We start from the raw sequence: 22,342 nt of genomic DNA on the forward strand, positions 1-22,342 counted from the left end.
AAACGGCTAAAACAAAATAAGTCTTTCGTATGATGATCTTCACAAACGGCAAAACAATTCAGCGGGTATTTTCTAATTTCAGCCAATTATGTCGGCGTAAAACCCGTATTCATCGTATTTGCTGTGCTGTTTTTGGATGAATATCCCACTAACTAGATCGATAGTCGGTGTGAAACCCTCAGAAAAGGGGTAACACAAACTAAGCCATATAGGAGAAAGTTTTGATAGAATAGATCATTATATAAGTTTCTAGCGTACGTTAGGTGGAGGATACTATGACAAACGATAAACAGCTGATTCATAAATCATATTTCGAACGTTTTATGGAAGACAGAACGGAACAGCCTGTTCAGGTTCTCGGTGAGCTTCACTTTGAGGAGCAGGCAAAAGAAGTGATCGATCTTTCCTATATCCGTTATGCCCAGGGCGAGATTTATTTTCATAACAAAGACTATGAAACAGCGATTTTTAAATGGGAGAACATCAGCAATGAGCTTGAACCGTGGGCGAGAAAAAATATTGCCGATTCCTATTATGCGCTAGGCCATCTTTCTGCAGCCGAAGATATTTATACGGGCATTAAAAGCGACTCCAAGACGTTAAAGATGGAGGTCGCGCTGGAGCTGTTTTCTCTCTATCTTCTGAGAGAGAAAATCGAGCTTGCCTATAAGGTTATTAAAAAAGCTCTTGATCTGGATCCCGATTATCCGAATGTCACCGATCTTGCCCGGTCGTTTTATGAAGACCAGCAGGACTGGAAAATGGCTGCAGAGCTTGCTGTTAATGAAGGCCTGCGGACAGAGGAGCCGGAATGGTTCGAACTGCTTGATGAATATGTTCAGGCGGGCTACACAAAATCATTCGACCCGGAATTTTTCTATCAGCCGCTCATTTCTCTTTACCGCAAAAACCAGAAACTGTTCCAGCGTGTCACTGCCTCTCTTTGGGACAGCTACCGGAACGGAGAGTTTTATCTTTCATGGCTGAAAACGGTCAATACGATTTTCCTGAACGTGGAGGTTCAGCCGTTTGAGAGCTGGTCAAAAATGTCTGATATTCATCAGAATACCTATTTAAGCATCATAAACGGCACGTATCTTGTGAAAGAACTGGAGGACATCGTCCCTGTTCTTCTTTCAAACTGGCAGAAGCTTGCCAATCAGTCGAAAGCTTTGTTTGCAGCTACGGCAGTGCTTGCCTGGAACGAGATTTTTCCTGCCTCCATGGATGCAGAATCACTGAAAACAGCAGAAACATTAATCTTTGATTCAGAGCACGACAGCGTCAGATTTGACTACAGCCTTGATTTGTTCAAGTCACTCGTGGCATGGGCTGAAAATAACCACTTAGAGGTCGGTTATCAGAGTAAATGGCTTGTTTCCGAGCTTGCAGATTTAAACACCTCTCATGTTCTTGTCAGCGGAACACCTGAAGGCGAAAAAGCTGCATTGATTAACCGCATCCTTGGCGAAAACCTTGTAACAGAAACACGTTCACCTGTTTTCGTCCGCTCGGAGGGTGATATCGCTGAGATGAACCAGATTACAGATACCGGAACAGAAAAGCGCTCCGATCAGTCGGAGCTGATCAATTCCCCGGATGTCTGGACTGAAGTGAAGTGGCCTGCAGAACTGCTTGAATTCAACCGTCTGACCCTCCTGCATACAGCTGAAATCAGCCGGAACAGTGACATCGCTCAAACGGCAGAGTTTCTGCCGCTTTCAGATGGAATGCTGTTTGTTCTTGACAGAAACACGCCTTTTAATGAGCAGGAGCTTGAAATTTTAAGGCAGCTTCAGGAATATGCGCTTAACACGCCGTTCCATTTTATCCTGAATACGGCCGAATGGAGAGCTGCAGAGGATCTTCAGGGGACCATTCATCAGTTTTTCCCTCAGTCCCAGGTATTCGCCTTTTCATCCGGAAATATGAAAGGACTGGGTGAATTCCTTTCAACTGTATTCAGCGCGCGCGGAGCGAAGCATGAAGAGAAACGCACAGCGAAACTGCTGCATTATATCCGCAGAACGCTTACTGACCTCTTGAACAAGCGTGTGCAAACAGAAAACCACCTTGTGGAAACCGTCAAGTGGAACGAAGATATTTTAGTGAGACTTAACGGATTTATGAATCATTTAAGAGACGTCGAGCAGGAAAAAGCAGCAGCAATTACGGCTTCATACCGCGAAGCAACAGCTGAAATGAAGCGTGACCTGAAGCTCGAGCTTCCAAAAATCCTGCGCGGCTGCTCAGCTCACATTAAAGAGGACAGCGACTTCAGCCAGCTTCACATTACGCTGAACCGAAAAATGAACGAGGAAATCGGGACATATGTCCATGACAATCTGATTCCTAAACTACAGACAGCCCTTCGCGAATGGCTTGCCCGGACAAACGAAGAGCTCAATGAAAGCCAGGGCTATCTGAACGAGATGAGCACATCATTTAACGGCCTGTACGGCGAAGAAAAAATGAAGCTTGTCTGTGACTTTAAGGTATTAGAAGACTGGAGAAGGGACCTGAACCGGATGACGAGCAGAGCAGACGTTGAAGAACAAAACATCCTGCTCCGGTTCAAGCCGACAGAATTCCTCCTGAAAAGTGCAGGGAAACTGTTTGCTGCCCTTCCGCAAAACAAATCTATGCTTTACACACAATATAAAAAATATGTGGAAAGCAAAAACTATGAAGAAATCACAGCGGAGATCTCAAAGAAATTCTTCCTGGAATTTGATCTCTTTGAAAAAGCGCTCAAATCCGACATCGTGATCTTCTATCAGGACCCGATTCTTTACGTAGATGAAACAATCCGGGAGTCAGAAACAAGCATCTCAAGCAGCAAAGCTGCGCTTGAAAAAATGAAATCAAATCCGGAAATTTACTACGATCCATTGCGCCTCTTCGAAGTAAGACTGCTGCAGTCTGAGTTTATGGTTAAGGCGAATGAAGAGAGTGCTTATATTATAGGATGAGTGAAAAGAGACCTTCTATTTTAGAGGAGGTCTCTTTTCTTTGGATGAGGATAAGAACCCTCAAAACACGGAAAATAAAGTTTGATGGTACTCAACAAGCGGATAAGAACCATCAAAGAACGGAAATGGAAGTTTGGTGGTCCTAAACAAGCGGATAAGAACCATCAAAGAACGGAATTGAAAGTTTGGTGGTACTCAACAAGCGGATAAGAACCATCAAAGAACAGAATTGAAAGTTTGATGGTACTCAACAAGCGGATAAGAACCATCAAAGAACGGAAATGGAAGTTTGGTGGTCCTAAACAAGCGGATAAGGACCATCAAAGAACAGAATTGAAAGTTTGGTGGTACTCAACAAGCGGATAAGATCCCTCAAGAGACGGAAATGGAAGTTTGGTGGTACTCAACAAGCGGATAAGATCCCTCAAGAGACGGAAATGGAAGTTTGGTGGTCCTAAACAAGATGATAAGAACCCTCAAGAGATGGAAAACAAAGTTTGGCTGTTCCAAACAGGAAGTTCAACCCCCGCCTCCCCCATATTTTCATACAAAAATTGATAATCCCCAAAAACTCAGCTAAACTGGAACCTAACATCAAAACTAAAAGCCTATTGGAGAGAACGGATAGATGGAGACGCAGCAAAATTATTCTTATGAAATTATGGAGGTTTGCCTTCTGGCGGGGAAGATTATGCTGATCAGCGGCGCGGAAACATACCGGGTGGAGGATACGATGATGAGGATTGCAGCCTCATACGGTGTAAGGAACTCACACAGCTATGTGACGCCGACAGGCATTATTTTCTCCATTGAAACGGAAGAGCCGACGAAGACGAAGCTGATTCGGATTATGGAACGGACGACGGATCTGGATAAGGTGACGAAGGTAAATGCCATTTCCAGGAGAATCAGCAGCGGCGAGCTTAATGTGGATCAGGCCTATGACCTTTTAAAAGAGATTGAAGAGGCGAGTTCCACTTATTCTCTTGGGCTGCAGGTGCTTGCAGCAGCAATAGCGAGCGGCTGTTTTTTAATTATGTTCCAGGGGCAGTGGTCTGATTTTATGCCTGCGGTTTTTGCGGGCGGTCTGGGATTTATTTCTGTGATTTATTTTCACCGCCTTGTGCCGATTAAGTTTTTCTCTGAATTTCTGGCATCCTTCGTGATAGGGCTGTTTGCCTATTTGTTTGTGAAAACGGGTTTTGGCTCAGAGATGGATAAGGTGATCATCGGCTCAGTGATGCCGCTTGTTCCGGGTCTGCTTATTACAAATGCAGTCAGGGATTTGATGGCCGGACATTTGATTTCAGGACTTTCAAAAGGAGCGGAAGCGTTTTTGACGGCATTTGCGATCGGGTCGGGGATTGCGGTTGTATTTTTACTATTTTAAAGGAGCAATGAATGATGTGGGTAATTGGACAGCTGCTGACAGCGTTTATATCGACTGCTGCTTTCGGCATTATTTTTCAGGCGCCAAAACCGTCTCTGGTCAAATGTGGACTCGTCGGGATGTGCGGGTGGTTTATTTACATTTCAGTCGTCGGGCTCGGATATGACGCAGTGCCTGCGACGGTCATCGCTGCTGTGTTTGTGGCGGTTGCAAGCCAGATGTTTGCCAAGATCTACAAGACGCCGATCATCATTTTCAGCGTTGCCGGAATCATTCCGTTGGTGCCGGGGGGAATGGCCTATGATGCGATGCGCAATTTTGTGGAAAATGACTACAATACGGCAATTACACTTGCAGCAAAGGCCTTTATGATTTCCGGTTCTATTGCAATCGGTCTTGTCTTCTCAGAAGTGATCAATCAAGTGATCAGAAAATCCCAGCTTCGGACAAAAGTGAAATAACGTTAACCTTCCGTTTTTTGAGCGGGAGGTTTTTTATTGTTTTACAAATACCTTACACTCCCTTCACACAAATCCACATCACCTTCACACGCGCTTTACGTTCGGCAGGTAAGATTGGAGTTGTGAAGGACAAGTGAATAAACTTCGGTTGAGAATATGAGAAACCATAAAAAAACATAGGTGTTTTTAGAGAGCCCGCGTTTTTTTATGGTTTTTGTTTTGCCTATATATGAAAAAAGGGAGCTGAAAAAGCATTGGATACGCATCAGGAATTTATCAGCCGGCTGCATGAAGACAGGCTTATTGCAGCTATTAAAGATCCCAAAAGCTTTGACCGCTTCCTTGAGACGGATATTCAGTCTGCTTTTCTGCTGATGGGGAACATCAGTGTCATTAAGCGGTATGTGGATCTTCTGAAAAAAAACGATCGTCATGTCTTTTTGCACCTTGAAAAGATACCCGGGATCAGCTATGACAGGGAGGGGCTGAGGTTCATTGCTAAGTTTGTCAGGCCTACAGGAATTGTGACTACGAAAAGTTCTTTGATTCAGCTGGCTAAGAATGAGGGACTGCTGACCATTCAGAGGCTGTTCCTGATTGATTCAGACGCACTGGCAAACGGACTGAAAGCGGTGAATGAAATTGAGCCGGATGCACTTGAGATTATGCCGGGACTGATCCCTGAAATGATCAGAAAAGTAAAGCATGAAACAGACGTCCCCATCATTACGGGAGGCCTGATCCAGAATACGGGGCATATTGAAGAGGCGCTTGAAAGCGGAGCTCTTGCGGCCTCAACGGGCAGAGCATGGCTTTGGAAGAAATATGCGCAGAAGGAAAGGATGACGGCAGATGAAAAAAGTTGAACTGAAAAACGTCTCGAAATCTTATGATTCGAAAACGGATGTTATAAAAGAAATCAGCGCAGTGATTGAACCGGGCGAATTCTTCGTCCTTGTCGGTCCGTCCGGCTGCGGGAAAAGCACGATGCTCAGGATGATCGCAGGGCTTGAAGATGTGACAGGCGGAGAGCTTGTCATTGGCGGGAAAACGGCGAATGCTCTTCCGCCGAGCAAGCGGGACCTGTCGATGGTCTTCCAGAATTATGCGCTGTATCCCCATCTTTCGGTTGAAGAAAACATCACCTTCGGTTTGCATACGAAAAAAATAAAAAAGGCGGAGCAAAAGCAGCGATGCCTTGAGGCTGCCGAGATGCTCGGGTTATCTGACCTGCTTAAACGTAAGCCAAGACAGCTGTCAGGCGGTCAGAGACAGCGTGTTGCTCTTGCAAGAGCAATCGTCACTCATGCGCCTATTTGTCTGATGGATGAGCCTCTTTCCAATCTCGATGCCAAGCTGAGAGCGAAAATGCGGTCAGAGATCCGCCAGATTCAGCGCAAACTTGGCATTACGATGATCTATGTCACGCATGACCAGACGGAAGCGATGACGATGGCAGATACGATGATGATTTTAAATAACGGAGAAATTCAGCAAATTGGCAGGCCGCTTGAGATTTACAACAATCCTGCAAATGAATTTGTGGCATCGTTTATCGGTGCGCCCCCTATGAATCTCGCGCCGGCAGATATCACGGGCAGTGCGATCATGGTTGAAAATCAGCATACCATTCCGGTTACAGGCAGTCTTCCGGCTTTTGAGCGGAAGCTGACTGCGGGAATCAGGCCTGAGCATATTCAGCCTGCTTCAGGTAAAACGACCTTTTCTGCTGAAGTGGCAAATGTCGAAATTCTCGGCACGGAAACACTTATTTCATTCTTTATTGGCGGAAACAAGCAGTGGCTTGCGAAATGGAATGGCCAGTGGGACGTGAAGGTGGGTTCGATGCTTCCGTTTTATGTAGCTGAGCAAGATGTGTTTCTTTTTGACAGACAATCCGGTGAATGCCTCCTTTCACATCCGAGGGAGTCTGGCCGGGTGCTTGGACAGGAGGCCTTCATATGAACGTGAATGAAGCTCCTGCTGCTTTAGCGCGCGGGGAAGTCCGGCAGGAAAAGAGGATTCAGCTGCGTTCATTTGGAGAAGGCATGCTTTATCTGCTTCCTTCCATTGTGCTGTTTTCGGTGTTCTTGTTTTATCCCATGTTCAGAACGATTTATTTAAGCTTCTTTTTGACAGACGGACAAGGAGTGCCGATAAGCTTTACCGGACTTGAGAATTATGCGTATCTCCTGCAGTCTCCTGCTTTTCAGAACAGCATGAAAGCAACGCTGCTGTTTGTGGTGTACACCGTGCCTGCAGGTGTTGTCCTGTCCCTTTTTCTGGCGCTGATTGCCAATGAAAAGCTCAGGGGCATCGGCTTTTTCAGAACGCTCTTCTCTTCGACAATGGGAATGAGTGTGGCCGCATCATCTGTCATTTGGATGTTTATGTACAATCCGGCCATCGGTGTGATCAACAAAGTTGTAGGGACTCTTGGTTTTACAGAGGTTCAATGGCTGCTTGATCCTAAATACGCCCTGCTTGCCGTCTCGGTATCCACCATCTGGATGAATGCCGGTTTCTCTTTTCTCATTCTATTGGGAGGCCTTCAGAATATCGATGAGCAGCTTTACGAGAGTGCGAGAATATCAGGGGCGGGCTATTTCTATCAGCTCAGAAAAATCACGATTCCAATGCTTTCTCCAACGCTCTTTTTCGTCATTACGGTTTCGTTCATTAATGCATTTCAGACATTTGGACAAATCGATATTTTGACGAAGGGCGGACCGATGGAATCAACAAACGTGATTGTGTATTCCATCTATAAGGATGCTTTTATTAATTACAACATCGGCTCAGCGAGTGCCCAGGCGGTTATTCTCTTCCTCGGCATACTTGCTATGACCATTCTTCAGTTTAAGATCGGTGAAAGGAAGGTGCATTACAGATGAGTGCAGCTAAGAAATTCCTCATGTATGCTTTGCTGATTCTGGCAGCCCTTCTGATGATGTTTCCGATTATCTATGCCTTTTTAATCAGCTTCATGCAGGGAGGAGAAGTGCTTCAGGGCAAGCTGCTGCCGGAAAAAGTGACGCTTGATAATTATACGGCAGCCTTTGAGAAGGTTCCGCTTCTTCAATTCCTCTGGAACAGCTTCTTTGTTTCGGTCATTGTCATGATCGGCCAGCTTGCTGTTTCGAGCCTTGCCGCCTTTGCCTTTGTGTTTATTCCCTTTAAAGGGAGAAATCTGCTGTTTATGGTCTTCATCTCAACGATGATGATTCCGTGGGAAGCTACGATGGTCCCGAACTTCTTAACGGTTCAGAAGCTTGGATGGATCAATGAGTACTCGAGTCTGACGATTCCGTTTTTTGCGCTGGCTTTCGGTACTTTTCTCCTTCGGCAGCAATTTAAAACCATTCCTCTTGAGCTCTATGAAGCATCCCAGGTTGCAGGCATCAGCCGGTTCCTTTTTTTCTGGAGGGTCGTTCTGCCTGTATCTAAAACAAGCTTGATCACGCTTGGGATTTACAGTTTTCTAACAACGTGGAACATGTATCTGTGGCCGCTGCTTGTGACAAACAATGAAAAAGTCAGAACCGTTCAAATCGGGCTGAAGCAGATGCAGTCGCAGGAAATCTCTTCTCAATGGGGGGTGGTGATGGCAGCAGCCGTAGTCGTGATTCTGCCGACGCTAGTACTGTTATTTGTCGGGCAAAAGCATTTCCAGAAAGGCTTAACTCAAGGTGCAATCAAATAAAAGGAGCGAGTAAATTGAAGAAACTGGCAGTTATTTTATCCTCTATTCTCTTAATCATTCTTGGTGCATGTTCCAATTCTGCAGGTACAAACGGCGAAGGTAAAGCATCTGGTGAGAATGAAGCCGGAAAAACGGAAGTGATTTTCTGGCATGCCATGAGCGGAGAGCTTGAAACTGTTTTGAACGATTTAGCCGCAGATTTTAATGAATCACAGGACGAGGTAGAAGTGAAACCTGTGTTTCAGGGAACGTATGAAGAAGCACTGACAAAATTCAACACGGTTGCGGGCACAGAAGAGGCGCCTTCCATCATGCAGACATTTGAAGTTGGAACGAAATACATGATCGACAGCGGGAAAATCCAGCCTGTCCAAAAGTTTATCGATGAAGAAAATTTTGATACAGCTCAATGGGAAAAGAATATCTCAAATTACTACACTGTTGACGGCACGCAGTATTCAATGCCGTTTAACTCTTCAACACCTGTTCTTGTTTACAACAAAGATGCCTTTAAAAAAGCAGGCCTTGATCCTGAAAAAGCTCCGATGACGTATGACGAGCTGAAAGCTGCTGCTGAAAAACTGACGGTTAAAGAAGGTTCAAATACGTCACAGTATGGATTCTCAATCTTGAATTACGGATGGTTTTTTGAAGAATTGCTTGCTGCACAGGGCGGCGAATACGTAGACAATGAGAATGGAAGAAGCGGAGATGCTGTAAAAGCAACGTTCAATGACGAAAAAGGCTTAAACGTATTTAATCTGATCAAAGACATGTACAAAGACGGAACGTTCTACAATGCCGGACAAAACTGGGACGATATGAGAGCGGCATTCCAGTCAGGCAAGATGGCTATGTTCCTTGATTCTTCAGCAGGCGTTAAAGCCCTTGTTGATAATGCGCCGTTTGAAGTCGGAGTTTCTTACCTGCCTGTACCGGATGAAGCAGAACGCGAGGGTGTTGTCATCGGCGGTGCTTCTCTTTGGATGTCTAAAGACATAAGCGAAGAAAAGCAAAAGGGTGCATGGGAATTTATGAAGTATCTTTCTACACCTGAAGTACAAGCGAAATGGCACGTTGAAACAGGATACTTTGCAATAAACCCTGCAGCTTACGAAGAGGAAATTGTGAAAGAGCAGTGGGAAAAATACCCGCAGCTGAAGGTGACAGTTGACCAGCTTCATGACACGAAAGCAAGCACAGCTACACAGGGCGCGCTCATTTCCGTTTTCCCTGAATCAAGACAAAAAGTCGTTTCCGGAATGGAAAGCCTGTATCAGGGCATGGATCCTCAAAAGGCGCTGGACCAGGCAGCGGCTGAGACCGACCGTGCGCTTGAAACAGCAGGTAAAAAGCAAGGGAAATAAGGGGAGAGAACTGATGATTGCATGCAGAATCATCAGTTCTTCTTTTCCGTTTTATTATAGAGACCGCAGAAGGGAGCAGAAAGGTACATGGAGATTTTTGCACACAGAGGCTGCAGCGGAGAGCATCCGGAAAACACGATGGCGGCATTTCGGGCTGCCTGTGCAGCAGGCGCAGACGGTATAGAGCTGGATGTTCAGCTCACTAAGGACGGCGAAGCGGTTGTGATTCATGATGAAAGAATCGACAGGACGACAAATGGCATCGGTTTTGTCAAAGACTTCAGGTATAAACAGCTGAAGCTGTTTGATGCCGGGAGCTGGTTTAACAGACGGTATTCCAGAGAGACAATCCCTGCCCTTCGGGATGTTCTGGACTATATTAAATCTGAAATGCCGGATATGAAAGTGAACATTGAGCTGAAAAACGATGTGTTTCCATATGAAGGGCTTGAGAAGAACGTGCTGCAATGCATTGAAAGATCGGGTATGGAGAAATCGGTGATCCTTTCATCTTTTCAATTCAGCAGCATGGGGAAAATCCGTGATTTCGCTCCTGATGTTGAAACGGCGCTCCTCTTTCAGGGGATCCCGTCCAACATGATGGAGGAAGCAAAAAGAGTGCGGGCGAGCGCCCTTCATTGTGAAAGCGCGTATGCAGCGTCTCCGGCAGGCAAGCGCGCGGCAGAAGCGGGGTACGCGCTGAGAGTTTATACGGTAAATCAGACAGATCAGCTGGAGGCCTTTAAAAAAGCCGGTGTTTCAGCCATCATAACCGATTACCCCGATCTATTTCTCGGGAACAAAAGTGTGCCTTTATAGGCGCACTTTTTTAAATGACGTTAATGTAAGGTTTTTTAACATCGTGTGTAAGAAAAAATAAGCCGTTTTTACAAGGTTGTTTCCGCTTACAAGAGAATTAAGCACTACATATGGCACATATTCTATCAAAATAGTGATTGTACAGTCCTGGTTTATCCCTTATAATCTAAAAAGAAAGAAAATTCTGTTTTAAAGAGGGGGATTTTGATTGCAGGCGTTTGTTGATAGCTTAAACAGTGTTCTGTGGAGCACACCCGTGATTTACATTTGTTTGGCTGTAGGATTGCTTTTCTCCATCTTGACCCGATTTTTGCAGGTGCGGCATATCAAGGATATGGTGCTTCTGATGTTTCAGGGCAAAAGCTCTGAAGCGGGAGTTTCTTCTTTTCAGGCTTTATCGATTGCATTGTCCGGCCGCGTAGGTACAGGTAACATTGCCGGTGTTGCAACGGCTATCGGTTTCGGCGGACCGGGTGCTGTTTTCTGGATGTGGGCGATTGCCTTCATCGGAGCTTCAAGCGCTTTTATCGAGTCCACTCTGGCTCAAATTTATAAAGTCAAACAGGACGGACAGTATCGAGGCGGTCCGGCTTACTATATTGAAAAAGGGACAGGAATGAAATGGTACGGCATTACTTTTGCATTTGCCGCCCTCCTTGCAATGAGCCTGCTCATGCCTGGTGTACAGGCCAACTCCATCGCTCTTGGTCTTGATAATGCATTTGGAATTAACCCTGTCATAACAGGACTTGGACTTATTGTACTTTTAGCCCTTATTATTTTCGGCGGTGTAAAGCGGATCGCTACTGTTGCACAGGTTGTCGTCCCTTTCATGGCAGTTGGCTATATTCTTGTTTCACTCGTTATCATTGCTTTTAACATTACTGAACTGCCGGGTGTCATCGCCCTTATTTTCAAAAGTGCCTTTGCACTTGATTCTGCTTTTGGCGGAATTGTCGGTATGGCGATTGCATGGGGTGTAAAACGCGGAATTTACTCCAATGAAGCTGGTCAGGGAACAGGTCCTCACCCTGCAGCGGCTGCAGAGGTTTCCCACCCTGCGAAACAAGGTCTTGTCCAGGCTTTTTCTGTTTACATTGACACGCTGTTTGTCTGTTCTGCGACTGCCTTCATGATTCTTTTCACAGGCATGTACAATACGCAGGCACCTGATGAAACGTTTATCGTCAATCAGCTTGGTGCAGATGTTGAGCCGGGGCCGGTGTTTACACAGGCTGCCGTTGAGTCGGTTATTCCGATTCCTGGTTTTGGTTCGGGGTTTGTGGCCATCTCTCTTCTATTCTTTGCTTTCACAACGATTATGGCTTACTACTACATCGCTGAGACCAACATTGCGTATTTAACAAGAGGAAAGAGCAACAAGATTCCTATGTTCCTTGTAAAAGTCGTCCTTCTTGGAGCAACGTTCTATGGATCTGTTAAAACGGCAACCCTTGCATGGGGACTCGGTGACGTTGGGCTTGGAATCATGGTCTGGCTGAACCTGATCGCCATTCTAATTCTGGCAAAGCCGGCCCTTCTTGCTCTAAAAGATTACGAAGAGCAGAAGAAGCAGGGTCTCGATCCTGTTTTTGACCCGGTTAAGCTCGGAATAAAAAATGCGGATTTCTGGGAGCATGAATATAAGCACGAGGACTCTCCGAATCCTTCTGTTTTAGGTAAAAAAGATCAAAACCTGAATTCTTAATCATTGGGACTTCCCGTCAATGCGGGAGGTCCTTTTCTATGCCGTTTGTCCTTTGGTGTTACAATAATTTACAAACTTATAGGGCGGGTTTAAAATAAATACTATCTTTCTATCGACTAAATATTCAAAATGTTAGGATTTAGGAGTAGAATTAAATGAATAGAATTCGAGATATTAGATAAGCTAAATGATTTGCACCGCAGGGAGGCAACTGTATGTCAAACGTCTTTTCTTTACTTAAGCCATACCGCATAGCAGTTGGTGTGGCCTTAACCCTCATGCTGATTGAGCTCGGGGTGGAGCTGCTTCACCCTTTTCTGATGGCGAAAATCATTGATGAAGGCATTTTGAAAAATGATTTATCTGTTGTGATTTATTGGGGGAGCATCATGGCGGGTATTTCACTTGCAGCATTCGCAGCAGGTGTGACCAATTCCTTTTATGCAGCCCACGTCAGTCAAAGCTTTGGATTTGATATCAGGAAAAAGCTTTTTGAGAAGGTCCAGTCCTTTTCTTTTGCAAACTTCAGCCTGTTTCCGGCATCTTCTCTCATCACCAGGATGACAAATGATGTGACACAGCTGCAGAACACCATTTTCATGAGTCTTCGGATCATGCTCAGGGCGCCGCTGCTGATCATCGGAGGCACCATTATGGCTCTGATCGTTAATTTCAGGCTTGCTCTCATTCTGCTTATTTCTATACCGCTGCTTGTCATCTTTTTGCTTTGGATGATGAAAAAGGGAGGAGGGCTTTTTAAAGCGGTACAGGAGCGCCTTGACTCAGTTAATGGTGTCATGCAGGAAAATCTGACAGGCATGAGAATTATTAAAGCGTTCTTGAGACGGAATCACGAAATGACCCGCTTCTCAAAATCAAATGAGGAGTTGAGGGAAGACACAGTTTCAGCTCTCAGACTGATGGAAATTGTGATGCCGATTCTGCTTTTCGTCATGAACATCAGCATTCTGTCCATTCTTTGGTTCGGAAGTGCACGGGTCGGAGCAGGTGATGCAAAAGTAGGCGAAATTGTCGCCATTGTCAACTATGCTCTGCGGATTTCATCTGTTCTCTCGATTTTCTCCTTTATTATTATGGCGTTTTCGCGTGCGAAAGCATCTGCAGGACGGATAAAAGATGTGCTTGAGACAGCGGCTGATTTAACGGATACGGCCGGTTCCTCAGAGAAACACGTGATTAAACAAGGAGAGATTGAGTTTCGGAATGTCTCTTTTTCATATCCCGGATCGGATGCGAATGTACTGAGAAATTTATCTTTTCAAGTTTCCCCTGGGCAGACAGTCGCGCTTATGGGAGCGACCGGTTCAGGAAAATCGTCCATCTTCACATTAATACCGAGACTTTATGATGTATCGTCCGGGGCAATTACGATTGACGGAGTAAGCCTGCAGGATATGAAGCTGAAAAGTTTAAGAGGCAAAATCGGCTTTGTTCCCCAGGAGTCGCTGCTGTTTACAGGCTCGATCAGAGAAAATATTGCCTGGGGGAGGGAACATGCGTCACTTGATGAAATAAAGGAAGCGGCGATGCATGCTCAAATTCATGAAACGGTTGAAAAGCTGCCAAATGGATATGACACACGCGTCGGCCAAAAGGGAGTAAACCTTTCAGGCGGACAGAAACAAAGGCTGTCAATTGCAAGGGCCCTCGTCCGGAAACCGAAAATTCTTCTTCTTGATGACAGTACGAGTGCGCTTGACCTGAAGACAGAAGCTAAGCTTTTGAAGGCTTTGAAAACCTATGAATGCACAACCTTCCTGATCACCCAGAAAATCAGCACCGCCATGGAAGCAGAAAAGATTCTTCTGCTTGATGAAGGGGAAATTCTCGCACAGGGTTCACATGATGATCTGATGGAATCATCATCTCTTTACAGAAAAATTTATGCTTCGCAGTTTGGAGAGGAGGCCGTGCAGCATGTTCAAAGAGCTAAGTAAGCCATTTTCATACCCGAGGATTAAGCCGGAAAACGTTCCGCCGAAAAAGAAGAAGGAAAAACCGAAAAACTGGTTTGGAACGATCACTCGGGTATGGTCCTATCTGTCTTTGAAAAAAGGGCTCCTCATACTGGTTCTGCTCATGGTCGTACTGAGTTCTTTTCTTGGACTGCTGGGTCCTTATCTGATTGGGATGGTTATCGATGATTACATTGTCACGAAGGAAAGCGGCGGGTTTATTCAGCTCCTGATTGCCCTCGCGTTCATCTATCTTATTCAATCCGCCGCGCTGCTTTTGCAGAACGTATGGATGATCGGGATTGCGCAGCATACGGTCTTTACGATGAGAACCCAGCTTTTCAGGCATTTCCACAGCCTGCCGATTTCATATTTTGACAAACGGCAGCACGGGGAGCTGATGAGCCGGGTGACAAATGACATTGAAAATGTGAGTTCTACTTTAAACAGCTCCGTCATTCAGATTTTCTCAAGCATCCTGACGCTTGCTGGGACGATAGGCGTCATGCTTTGGCTGAGTCCGCTCCTGACCCTGATTACGTTTGCAATCATTCCAATTATGTATTTTGGAATGAGGTGGATCACAAATCGAACCGGAAAACTGTTTAAAGAGCAGCAGCGCAATCTCGGTGACCTGAACGGGTTTATTGAAGAAACCATTTCAGGGCAGCGGATTGTGAAGACCTTTTCTCAAGAGGAGCGGGTGATTTCCGAGTTTCTTGAAAAAGGGAAACGCCTGAAAGCAGCCGGATTTTGGGCTCAGACGATATCGGGATTCATACCGAAGCTGATGAATATGCTGAATAACCTGAGCTTCGCAGTCGTTGCTTTAGTTGGCGGCATCCTTGCTTTAAACGGTGCAGTGACCATTGGTGTTATTGTTATTTTCACCGAATACTCCAGACAGTTTACCCGCCCGCTGAACGAGCTTGCCAATCAGTTCAACACCATTCTGTCGGCAGTTGCCGGAGCTGAACGTGTATTTGAGATTTTGGATGAAGAGGAGGAAGTCTTCGATGAAAAAGAGGCGGTCAATCTTAAGGATGTAAAAGGAGAGGTCGTTTTTTCGGACGTTTCCTTTGCTTACGAAGATGACCAGCAGACAATTGAGCATGTGAGCTTCCGCGCTTCTCCGGGGGAAACAACGGCGATTGTCGGGCCGACCGGGGCAGGGAAAACCACGATGATCAATCTGCTGTCCAGGTTTTACGACCCGGATTCAGGCGAGATTCTGATCGACGGAACACCGAGCACTACCATCAGGCGAAGCAGCCTCAGAGAGCATATGGCCTTTGTCCTTCAGGATCCTTTTCTTTTCAAAGGCACCATTATGGAAAACATCCGCTACGGACGCCTCGATGCGTCGGATGAAGAAGTCATGAACGCCGCAAAAGAAGCAAATGCCCATACATTTATCATGAAGATGAAAGATGGTTACCAGACTGTTCTTACACAGGAAGGCAGCGGCATCAGCCAGGGACAAAAGCAGCTGCTTTCTATTGCGAGGGCCATTCTTTCAAGCCCGGTGATGCTTGTGCTAGATGAAGCAACAAGCAGCATTGATACCATCACTGAGCTGAAAATCCAGGAAGCCCTGCAGCGGCTGATGAAGGGGAGAACGAGCTTCGTCATTGCCCACAGGCTGAACACGATTCAGAAGGCTGATCAGATTTTAGTGCTCGAAAACGGAGCTCTGATAGAAAGCGGCAGCCATGAGTCTTTATTAAAGCAAAAAGGATTTTATTACGGGCTGTATCACAGCCAGCTGAAGGAGGAAACGGGCTGAGCTTAGTTCGGCCTGTTTTTTCATTCATCAAAAGGACATGCTATACTGATGGTGGAGGTGGTTCGATGCGTTTAGCAAATAAAAAAGTGATTGCTCTTGTCAGCGCAGAGTTTGAGGATCTGGAACTGTGGTACCCTGTGCTTCGCCTGCAGGAAGAAGGGGCAAGGGTGCATCTTGTCGGTGAAAAAGCAAACGAGACGTACATTGGAAAGTATGGAGTCCCTGCTACATCGGACTATGCATTTGGAGGCATCAGGTCTGATGATTATGATGCCATCCTGGTTCCTGGAGGCTGGTCGCCTGATAAGCTTAGAAGGTATCCTGAAGTGCTTCAGATGGTTAAGGACATGCACGAAAAAGAAAAGCCGATCGGCCAAATTTGCCACGCAGGCTGGGTGCTAATTTCAGCTAAAATTCTTGAGGGCAGAAATGTCACGAGTACACCGGGCATTAAAGATGATATGGAAAATGCAGGCGCCATCTGGCATGACGTGCCGGTTATTGTGGACGGCCACATTGTCTCAAGCAGAAGACCGCCGGATCTGCCGCCTTATGTGAAGGCATTTGCGGATGTTCTTGCTGATTGACTTTAAATAAACAGATAAAAACCTTCCGGAGCTGCCGGAAGGTTTTTTAGCGTTCTTTAAGAAAGAACTTTTGCCTTTGTTTCTTTTCCGAGAACGATAACAGCAAGGACTCCAATCAAGATGGAGGCGCAGAAAATGGTGAAGATGGACGTAATGGATGCTTCGGCCGCCACTAAATAGCCGACAAGTAGCGGACCGAGTATTCCGCCGATCCGTCCAAACGATGCAGCCATACCTGCACCGGTTCCTCTTACGGCAGTCGGATACTGTTCTGGAGTATACGCATAAAGTGCACCCCATGCCCCCAGGTTGAAGAATGAAAGAAAGATTCCCGATGTGAGCAGAAGCGCAAGAGATTCAGCTGTTCCGAAGAAATACGCGCTTACGGCCGTTCCTGTTAGGTACGTGGTCAGCACAAATTTCCGGCCGAACTTTTCAATAAACCAAGCTGCGGTAAAATAACCCGGAAGCTGGGCGAGGGTCATGATAAGAACGTACTGGAAGCTTTTAATCAGGCTGAACCCCTTCAGCACCATGACGCTCGGCAGCCAAAGGAACATGCCGTAATAAGAGAAGACGACACAGAACCATAAGATCCAAAGCATGGTCGTCTGACGGACATATTGTTTTGACCAGACCGTTTTCATATTTTCAAGCACAGAAGGCCGCTGTTCTTTCTTAGTGGCAAGGAATTGCGGTGAGTCAGGAAGCTTCAGCCGCAGGTAAAGAGCGTAAAACGCAGGCAATGCACTTAACAGAAGCGCTGTTTGCCAGCCGTACGACGGTATAACAAAGTAAGAAATAAGGGCAGCGATCAGCCAGCCTGCAGCCCAGAAGCTTTCAAGCAGGACGACGATTCTTCCTCTCTTTTCAGGTGCAACGCTTTCCGACACAAGGGTAGATGCGACAGGAAGTTCTCCGCCAAGCCCCATGCCGACAAAAAAGCGCAGGATCAAAAAGGCAGTAAGAGTCGTTGTGAAGGCAGACAAACCGCTGCCGATAGAAAATAGAAGTAGAGTAATAATAAATACCTGTTTCCGGCCGATTTTATCTGAAAGCAGCCCGAACACGAGGGCGCCCACAGCCATGCCGATCGAATTCATGCTCCCGATCCAGGCCATTTCCTTTACACTGAGTCCCCAGTCAGACTGAAGAGCCGCGATAATGAACGACAGCATGCCGACATCCATTGCATCAAACAGCCACCCGAGACCGGCGATGCCAAGCAATTTCCTGGTCGGAAGGGATTGGTTCTTCTCCATAATATCCTCCTGTAAAAAAACGTAATTCAGTAATCCTTTTTATTTTAGTCTACCTAGCCGAGATTATCTATCTTTGTATGATTCGAAAGATGCTAATTTTAAAAGTTAAGATTTCTGAATTTACATACTTTTCAGGTAACTATATAATGAGAGTGTGAAAATATGGAAGGAAAGGAAGGTTAACGGCCAGATTGTAACCTGAGGAGGAATGTAGCGTGAACGATGGAAAAAAACAAGTTAAAGCGGCCCCATCTGCAGTCGATTACACAAAAATTGTACAGTCCGAGTCCTTTCAGAAGCTGCTTCAAGCCAAGCGGAGTTTTATTCTCCCGATGACCTTATTCTTTTTGGCATTTTATTTTACGCTGCCGGTCCTTACGGCGTATTCCGATGTTTTAAATCAGCCTGCAGCAGGACCCGTCAGCTGGGCGTGGGTATTCGCATTTGCACAGTTTATCATGACGTGGGCTCTTTGTATGATGTATTCCCGCAAAGCAAGGAAATTTGACGAGATCGTAGAAACAATCAAATCAGAGTCAACTAGGTAAGGAGGAAACCGAACCATGAATATGCTGGCATTCTCCCTCTTTTTAGGGATCGTCATTATGACCTTATTCATTACTTATTTCGCCTCAAAGCGCACGAAGACAACGAGTGATTTCTATACAGCAGACAGCAGTCTCACCGGGTTTCAGAATGGACTGGCTATAGCAGGAGACTACATGTCTGCGGCGTCCTTTTTGGGTATCGCGGGAATGATAGCGCTTTCTGGATTTGACGGCTTCTTTTACAGTATTGGTTTTCTTGTGGCCTACCTTGTCGTGTTGTACATAATTGCTGAGCCGCTCCGCAATTTGGGCAAGTATACGATGGCGGATATGATCGCAGCAAGGTTTAACAACAGCAAGGTACGCGGTGTGGCAGCCCTTAATACCATCTCCATTTCGATATTTTATATGATTGCGCAGCTCGTAGGTGCAGGCGGCCTCATTCATCTCCTGCTTGGCATTGATTATGTGTACTCTGTCCTGATCGTAGGAACGCTGATGACGATTTACGTTGTGTTCGGCGGTATGACCGCAACGAGCTGGGTTCAGATTGTTAAAGCCGTTCTGCTGATGATTGGGACGTTTATTATATCTGTTATTGTATTTGCAAAATTTGATTTCAGCATTGCGAAAATGTTCTCTGAGATGCAGACAGCTACTCCGCTTGGAGAAAGCTTCCTGAATCCGGGGAACAAATTCACAAATCCGCTTGATACGATTTCCCTGAATCTTGCGCTTGTCCTGGGTACGGCAGGACTTCCGCATATCCTGATCCGCTTTTTCACAGTAAAGGATGCGATTACGGCCCGGAAATCAGTTGTGTATGCAACATGGATTATCGGCGCTTTCTATGTAATGACGGTCTTTCTTGGCTTTGGCGCTGCGGCGTTTGTCGGCTATGACAACATTGTGGCTGCAAATGCGGCAGGAAACATGGCGGCACCGCTTCTCGCTGAAGCGATTGGCGGCGACTTCCTGTTTGCATTCGTATCGGCTGTTGCCTTTGCGACGATTCTTGCAGTAGTGGCCGGTCTCGTGCTTTCAGCGGCTTCCGCTTTTGCGCATGATTTTTACAGTCATATCCTCCGCCGCGGGGAGGCAACAGAGAAAGAACAGGTTGTGGCAGCAAGATGGGCTTCAATCGGAGTGGCTGTTCTGTCCATTCTATTGGCTCTCTTTGCTCAAAATATGAATGTCGCCTTCCTCGTAGCGCTTGCCTTTGCGGTTGCTGCGAGTGCGAACCTTCCAATTCTAGTTCTGACTATTTTCTGGAGGAAGTTTAACACGGCAGGTGCCGTAACGGGAATGCTGACAGGCCTGTTCAGCTCTTTGTTTCTGGTTGCCATCAGTCCTAACGTATGGTCGCCTGAAGGAGCGGCAATCTTAACGGGAGAGCCGCTGTTCAGCCTCTCAAACCCGGGCATTGTATCCATACCGCTTGGCTTTTTAGGAGCATACATCGGAACGATTGTGTCGAGTAAAAAAGAAGATGCAAAGAAATTTGATGAAATCCTCGTAAAGGCGAATACGGGAATGAAGTGATATAGAAAAATGAAAAGGCGGCAGCCCTTCTTTTATGGAGGGGCTGCCGCCTTTTTTTGGTATTCTATCATAGAGCTGTTTCAAGAATCTAAGAAATTATGAAGCTAATAGCATACATAGTCAAACAAATGAAGGACAGTCGATAAATTTATGCAACCAATTGATGTGGTGCCTTATCTAATCTATAGAAAAACAAAACAATCGGTAAGGGGGTGCCTGAATGGGATCATTGAAAGCTTTAGTAAAAAAGGCAAAAAAGGGAGATGGCGAAGCATTTGTTTTACTTGTCAGACAATATGAAGATGTATTGTACAGAACGGCGAGCAGATTATTAAACAACGATGAAGATGTGGCGGATGCAATGCAGGATACGATCATCTCGGCTTATGAAAAACTCCATACGTTAAAAAATGACGAGTATTTCAATACATGGATCTGTAAAATCCTGATCAATAGATGCAACAGTCTGCTGAAAAAGAACAAAGGCGCTGCTGTTTTTCACGATCATCTGCTTCCGGCGGAAAAAAATGATGGATACGGGAAGCTTGAATTGGAGGACGCACTTAACAGTTTAAATGATGTGTACAGATTAGCACTTATTTTATATTACATTGTCGGATTGAATGTAAAAGAAATCAGTGAATTTTTAAAAGAGCCGGAAGGGACGATTAAATCGAGACTCTCCAGAGCTAAATCAATTTTGAGAACGACTTATTATAAAACCGAAGGAGTGATGGTACATGAAAGATAATTTCGAAAATGAGATGAATCAGGCGATGAACAAAGAACGGGAGATTCCCGCTAAAGTAAGACAGTCTATAGAGCAGTCTTATGATTTAATCCGCGTCAAATCAAAGAAGAAGAAAGTCAGCTACATTTGGAAACAAGCTGCAGCCGCCGCTTGCGCTCTATTCATTACGGGGGCTGTCCTATCCAATGAGCATGTAATGGCTGGAGTGAACGAATTTTTTTCCTTTGGAGATAAAGGGATCGAGCAAGCTGCAGATCATGGATTTATACAAGAAAATACTAGTACAGCAGCCGATCAGAACATTAACATAGCACTGTCCCGCTATTTCTCGGATAAGAATAAAGCAGGAATGAGCTTTGAACTTACATTTGAAGATCCGTCCATTCTGGTTGGCGCACAAGAAGTAACGATGGATTATCGGGTTAAAAACGGGAATGGTGAATATATCGCAGAATTTATTCCGGATACAAAGGCTTTGAAGGGAAACAACAGTCACCTGTTTATATCCGATTCAAGAAATCCGCTGATGGATAAAGAGTCAGGGGAAATCCAGTACGATGTCATTGGTGAATCCCATAAGGGGCAGATTCCAGCCTTGAAGGGAGCTGTTGTAGAAGTAGAAAGCGTCAACGTCTTTTACGGAACGAATGATATGAAAAAAATTGACGGGAAGTGGGAATTAGCTGCAGCGGACAGCAATATGCTGAAAGAAAATTTTAGCGTTCAATATGTAATGAAGGACGGGACATCTGCGATTAACGTTTCTAAAGCTGAGGCAAATCCAACTTCACTGAATCTGATCTTTTCTTTAGAGGGGGAATATGAAGATGAAAATCTTTTTGCGCACCGTATGAAAATGATTGATGAAGATGGAAATGAATACAAGGCAGACAGCGGCTTCAGCATGGATAGACAAACAAACAAAACCATTATTTCAACAAACTTTCCCGTCACTTCTTATAATCAGTCAACCAAGCTTAAACTGATTATCGAGGGAATTGGCGAAGCAGACCTGGCAAGAAAATAGATGGAAAAAATCCCGAATCATCTTATTTACGATAAGAATGATTCGGGAATTTTTTATTTGTCGCGGACAGTGATTACAATGCCATCAAGTGAGGTTTCTCTCAAACGGCTCTGCTCGTTATTCACTCTTCACTGGAAGATTTATTTTTCGTTTTATGTTTATTCTTCTCATCTTCTGCATTGAGCTTCAGCTCCTGCAGCGGAACGGGATCTGTGTTCAAATCATTTTTCTGCTCAAGAATGGTCTTACCGTCCCTGCCTGGAATTTGTTCGGGGTTGTCCTGTTTCAGCTTTTCTTTGCGTTGTGTCAAGATCATCACCTCCATATGGTAAAAATACCTGATATAAAGAGGATTGAAACCTTAATCAAACGTTTGTTTAAAAGAATTTCTGCAGTCTGTACAGGATTAAGAGCGTTAATTAAAAAAAGCGTCCTATTAAAAA

19 protein-coding genes are annotated in these 22,342 nt (G+C 45.3%); 17 read left to right on the forward strand and 2 right to left on the reverse strand.

Annotated elements, in window-relative coordinates:
• The first annotated feature begins 275 nt into the window (after positions 1-275).
• The 13 genes from ACK1LH_RS02380 to ACK1LH_RS02440 all read left to right on the forward strand — a co-directional run bounded on the left by ACK1LH_RS02380 (position 276) and on the right by ACK1LH_RS02440 (position 16,769).
• The gene (locus ACK1LH_RS02380; protein ID WP_411334377.1) at positions 276-2,972 is read left to right on the forward strand and encodes a GTP-binding protein; all 2,697 of its coding nucleotides are present in this window, start codon (positions 276-278) and stop codon (positions 2,970-2,972) included.
• Positions 2,973-3,600: 628 nt separating this feature from the next.
• The gene (locus ACK1LH_RS02385) at positions 3,601-4,362 is read left to right on the forward strand and encodes a threonine/serine exporter family protein (protein WP_029567161.1); all 762 of its coding nucleotides are present in this window, start codon (positions 3,601-3,603) and stop codon (positions 4,360-4,362) included.
• 14 nt (positions 4,363-4,376) lie between these two features.
• The gene (locus ACK1LH_RS02390; protein ID WP_029285736.1) at positions 4,377-4,823 is read left to right on the forward strand and encodes a threonine/serine exporter family protein; all 447 of its coding nucleotides are present in this window, start codon (positions 4,377-4,379) and stop codon (positions 4,821-4,823) included.
• Between the two features lie 254 nt (positions 4,824-5,077).
• Positions 5,078-5,689, forward strand: coding sequence for a glycerol-3-phosphate responsive antiterminator (locus ACK1LH_RS02395; RefSeq protein WP_411334378.1), 612 nt, complete (start codon positions 5,078-5,080; stop codon positions 5,687-5,689).
• Entirely contained in the window at positions 5,676-6,788 is a 1,113-nt protein-coding gene (locus ACK1LH_RS02400; RefSeq protein WP_411334379.1) for an ABC transporter ATP-binding protein, read from the forward strand. The genes ACK1LH_RS02395 and ACK1LH_RS02400 overlap by 14 nt, the downstream gene beginning before the upstream one ends.
• Positions 6,785-7,717 (forward strand): carbohydrate ABC transporter permease, encoded by a 933-nt coding sequence (locus tag ACK1LH_RS02405; protein ID WP_203289488.1) that lies wholly within the window; start codon positions 6,785-6,787, stop codon positions 7,715-7,717. Before ACK1LH_RS02400 ends, ACK1LH_RS02405 begins: the two co-directional genes overlap by 4 nt.
• A complete protein-coding gene (locus ACK1LH_RS02410) occupies positions 7,714-8,526 on the forward strand; it encodes a carbohydrate ABC transporter permease (RefSeq protein ID WP_029567160.1) in 813 nt (270 codons plus the stop codon). The genes ACK1LH_RS02405 and ACK1LH_RS02410 overlap by 4 nt, the downstream gene beginning before the upstream one ends.
• Before the next feature lie 23 nt (positions 8,527-8,549).
• On the forward strand, positions 8,550-9,893 hold the full coding sequence (locus tag ACK1LH_RS02415) for an ABC transporter substrate-binding protein (RefSeq protein WP_407656393.1): 1,344 nt from the start codon (positions 8,550-8,552) through the stop codon (positions 9,891-9,893).
• A gap of 87 nt (positions 9,894-9,980) precedes the next feature.
• Complete coding sequence (locus ACK1LH_RS02420) at positions 9,981-10,712, forward strand: glycerophosphodiester phosphodiesterase (RefSeq protein ID WP_411334380.1); 732 nt, start codon at positions 9,981-9,983, stop codon at positions 10,710-10,712.
• Positions 10,713-10,920: 208 nt separating this feature from the next.
• On the forward strand, positions 10,921-12,420 hold the full coding sequence (locus ACK1LH_RS02425; protein WP_051827397.1) for an alanine/glycine:cation symporter family protein: 1,500 nt from the start codon (positions 10,921-10,923) through the stop codon (positions 12,418-12,420).
• Between the two features lie 215 nt (positions 12,421-12,635).
• Positions 12,636-14,378 carry an ABC transporter ATP-binding protein gene (locus ACK1LH_RS02430; RefSeq protein ID WP_411334381.1) on the forward strand — a complete coding sequence of 581 codons (1,743 nt, stop codon included), beginning with the start codon at positions 12,636-12,638 and terminating at the stop codon, positions 14,376-14,378.
• Positions 14,359-16,182, forward strand: a complete 1,824-nt coding sequence (locus ACK1LH_RS02435) for an ABC transporter ATP-binding protein (protein ID WP_411334382.1) — start codon at positions 14,359-14,361, stop codon at positions 16,180-16,182. The genes ACK1LH_RS02430 and ACK1LH_RS02435 overlap by 20 nt, the downstream gene beginning before the upstream one ends.
• A 65-nt stretch (positions 16,183-16,247) precedes the next feature.
• Complete coding sequence (locus tag ACK1LH_RS02440; RefSeq protein ID WP_411334383.1) at positions 16,248-16,769, forward strand: type 1 glutamine amidotransferase domain-containing protein; 522 nt, start codon at positions 16,248-16,250, stop codon at positions 16,767-16,769.
• 56 nt (positions 16,770-16,825) lie between these two features.
• Here the strand turns inward: ACK1LH_RS02440 and ACK1LH_RS02445 are convergent, their stop codons facing one another.
• A complete protein-coding gene (locus ACK1LH_RS02445; RefSeq protein ID WP_411334384.1) occupies positions 16,826-18,031 on the reverse strand; it encodes an MFS transporter in 1,206 nt (401 codons plus the stop codon).
• 215 nt (positions 18,032-18,246) lie between these two features.
• On the opposite strand from ACK1LH_RS02445, the gene ACK1LH_RS02450 reads away from it, so the two are divergent.
• From ACK1LH_RS02450 to ACK1LH_RS02465, 4 genes are all read left to right on the forward strand, one after another.
• Positions 18,247-18,579: a DUF485 domain-containing protein gene (locus ACK1LH_RS02450; protein ID WP_029567156.1), complete on the forward strand. Its 333-nt coding sequence runs from the start codon at positions 18,247-18,249 to the stop codon at positions 18,577-18,579.
• 15 nt (positions 18,580-18,594) lie between these two features.
• Positions 18,595-20,121: a cation acetate symporter gene (locus tag ACK1LH_RS02455; protein ID WP_411334385.1), complete on the forward strand. Its 1,527-nt coding sequence runs from the start codon at positions 18,595-18,597 to the stop codon at positions 20,119-20,121.
• Between the two features lie 220 nt (positions 20,122-20,341).
• Complete coding sequence (locus ACK1LH_RS02460) at positions 20,342-20,872, forward strand: RNA polymerase sigma factor (RefSeq protein WP_029567155.1); 531 nt, start codon at positions 20,342-20,344, stop codon at positions 20,870-20,872.
• A complete protein-coding gene (locus ACK1LH_RS02465; RefSeq protein ID WP_081870234.1) occupies positions 20,862-21,899 on the forward strand; it encodes a DUF4179 domain-containing protein in 1,038 nt (345 codons plus the stop codon). The genes ACK1LH_RS02460 and ACK1LH_RS02465 overlap by 11 nt, the downstream gene beginning before the upstream one ends.
• Positions 21,900-22,020: 121 nt before the next feature.
• On the opposite strand, the gene ACK1LH_RS02470 is transcribed toward ACK1LH_RS02465, so the two are convergent.
• On the reverse strand, positions 22,021-22,209 hold the full coding sequence (locus ACK1LH_RS02470; RefSeq protein WP_051827396.1) for a hypothetical protein: 189 nt from the start codon (positions 22,207-22,209) through the stop codon (positions 22,021-22,023).
• Positions 22,210-22,342: the final 133 nt, after the last annotated feature.

Source organism: Metabacillus indicus (genome assembly GCF_046603695.1).
Classification (GTDB): domain Bacteria; phylum Bacillota; class Bacilli; order Bacillales; family Bacillaceae; genus Bacillus_P; species Bacillus_P indicus.

Bases quoted from the DNA above. Each gene is read 5' to 3' on its own strand.
- ACK1LH_RS02380 (WP_411334377.1), top strand. From the start codon at position 276: ATGACAAACGATAAACAGCTGATTCATAAATCATATTTCGAACGTTTT.
- ACK1LH_RS02385 (WP_029567161.1), top strand. From the start codon at position 3,601: ATGGAGACGCAGCAAAATTATTCTTATGAAATTATGGAGGTTTGCCTT.
- ACK1LH_RS02390 (WP_029285736.1), top strand. From the start codon at position 4,377: ATGTGGGTAATTGGACAGCTGCTGACAGCGTTTATATCGACTGCTGCT.
- ACK1LH_RS02400 (WP_411334379.1), top strand. From the start codon at position 5,676: ATGAAAAAAGTTGAACTGAAAAACGTCTCGAAATCTTATGATTCGAAA.
- ACK1LH_RS02405 (WP_203289488.1), top strand. From the start codon at position 6,785: ATGAACGTGAATGAAGCTCCTGCTGCTTTAGCGCGCGGGGAAGTCCGG.
- ACK1LH_RS02410 (WP_029567160.1), top strand. From the start codon at position 7,714: ATGAGTGCAGCTAAGAAATTCCTCATGTATGCTTTGCTGATTCTGGCA.
- ACK1LH_RS02420 (WP_411334380.1), top strand. From the start codon at position 9,981: ATGGAGATTTTTGCACACAGAGGCTGCAGCGGAGAGCATCCGGAAAAC.
- ACK1LH_RS02430 (WP_411334381.1), top strand. From the start codon at position 12,636: ATGTCAAACGTCTTTTCTTTACTTAAGCCATACCGCATAGCAGTTGGT.
- ACK1LH_RS02435 (WP_411334382.1), top strand. From the start codon at position 14,359: ATGTTCAAAGAGCTAAGTAAGCCATTTTCATACCCGAGGATTAAGCCG.
- ACK1LH_RS02440 (WP_411334383.1), top strand. From the start codon at position 16,248: ATGCGTTTAGCAAATAAAAAAGTGATTGCTCTTGTCAGCGCAGAGTTT.
- ACK1LH_RS02445 (WP_411334384.1), bottom strand. From the start codon at position 18,031: ATGGAGAAGAACCAATCCCTTCCGACCAGGAAATTGCTTGGCATCGCC.
- ACK1LH_RS02455 (WP_411334385.1), top strand. From the start codon at position 18,595: ATGAATATGCTGGCATTCTCCCTCTTTTTAGGGATCGTCATTATGACC.
- ACK1LH_RS02460 (WP_029567155.1), top strand. From the start codon at position 20,342: ATGGGATCATTGAAAGCTTTAGTAAAAAAGGCAAAAAAGGGAGATGGC.
- ACK1LH_RS02465 (WP_081870234.1), top strand. From the start codon at position 20,862: ATGAAAGATAATTTCGAAAATGAGATGAATCAGGCGATGAACAAAGAA.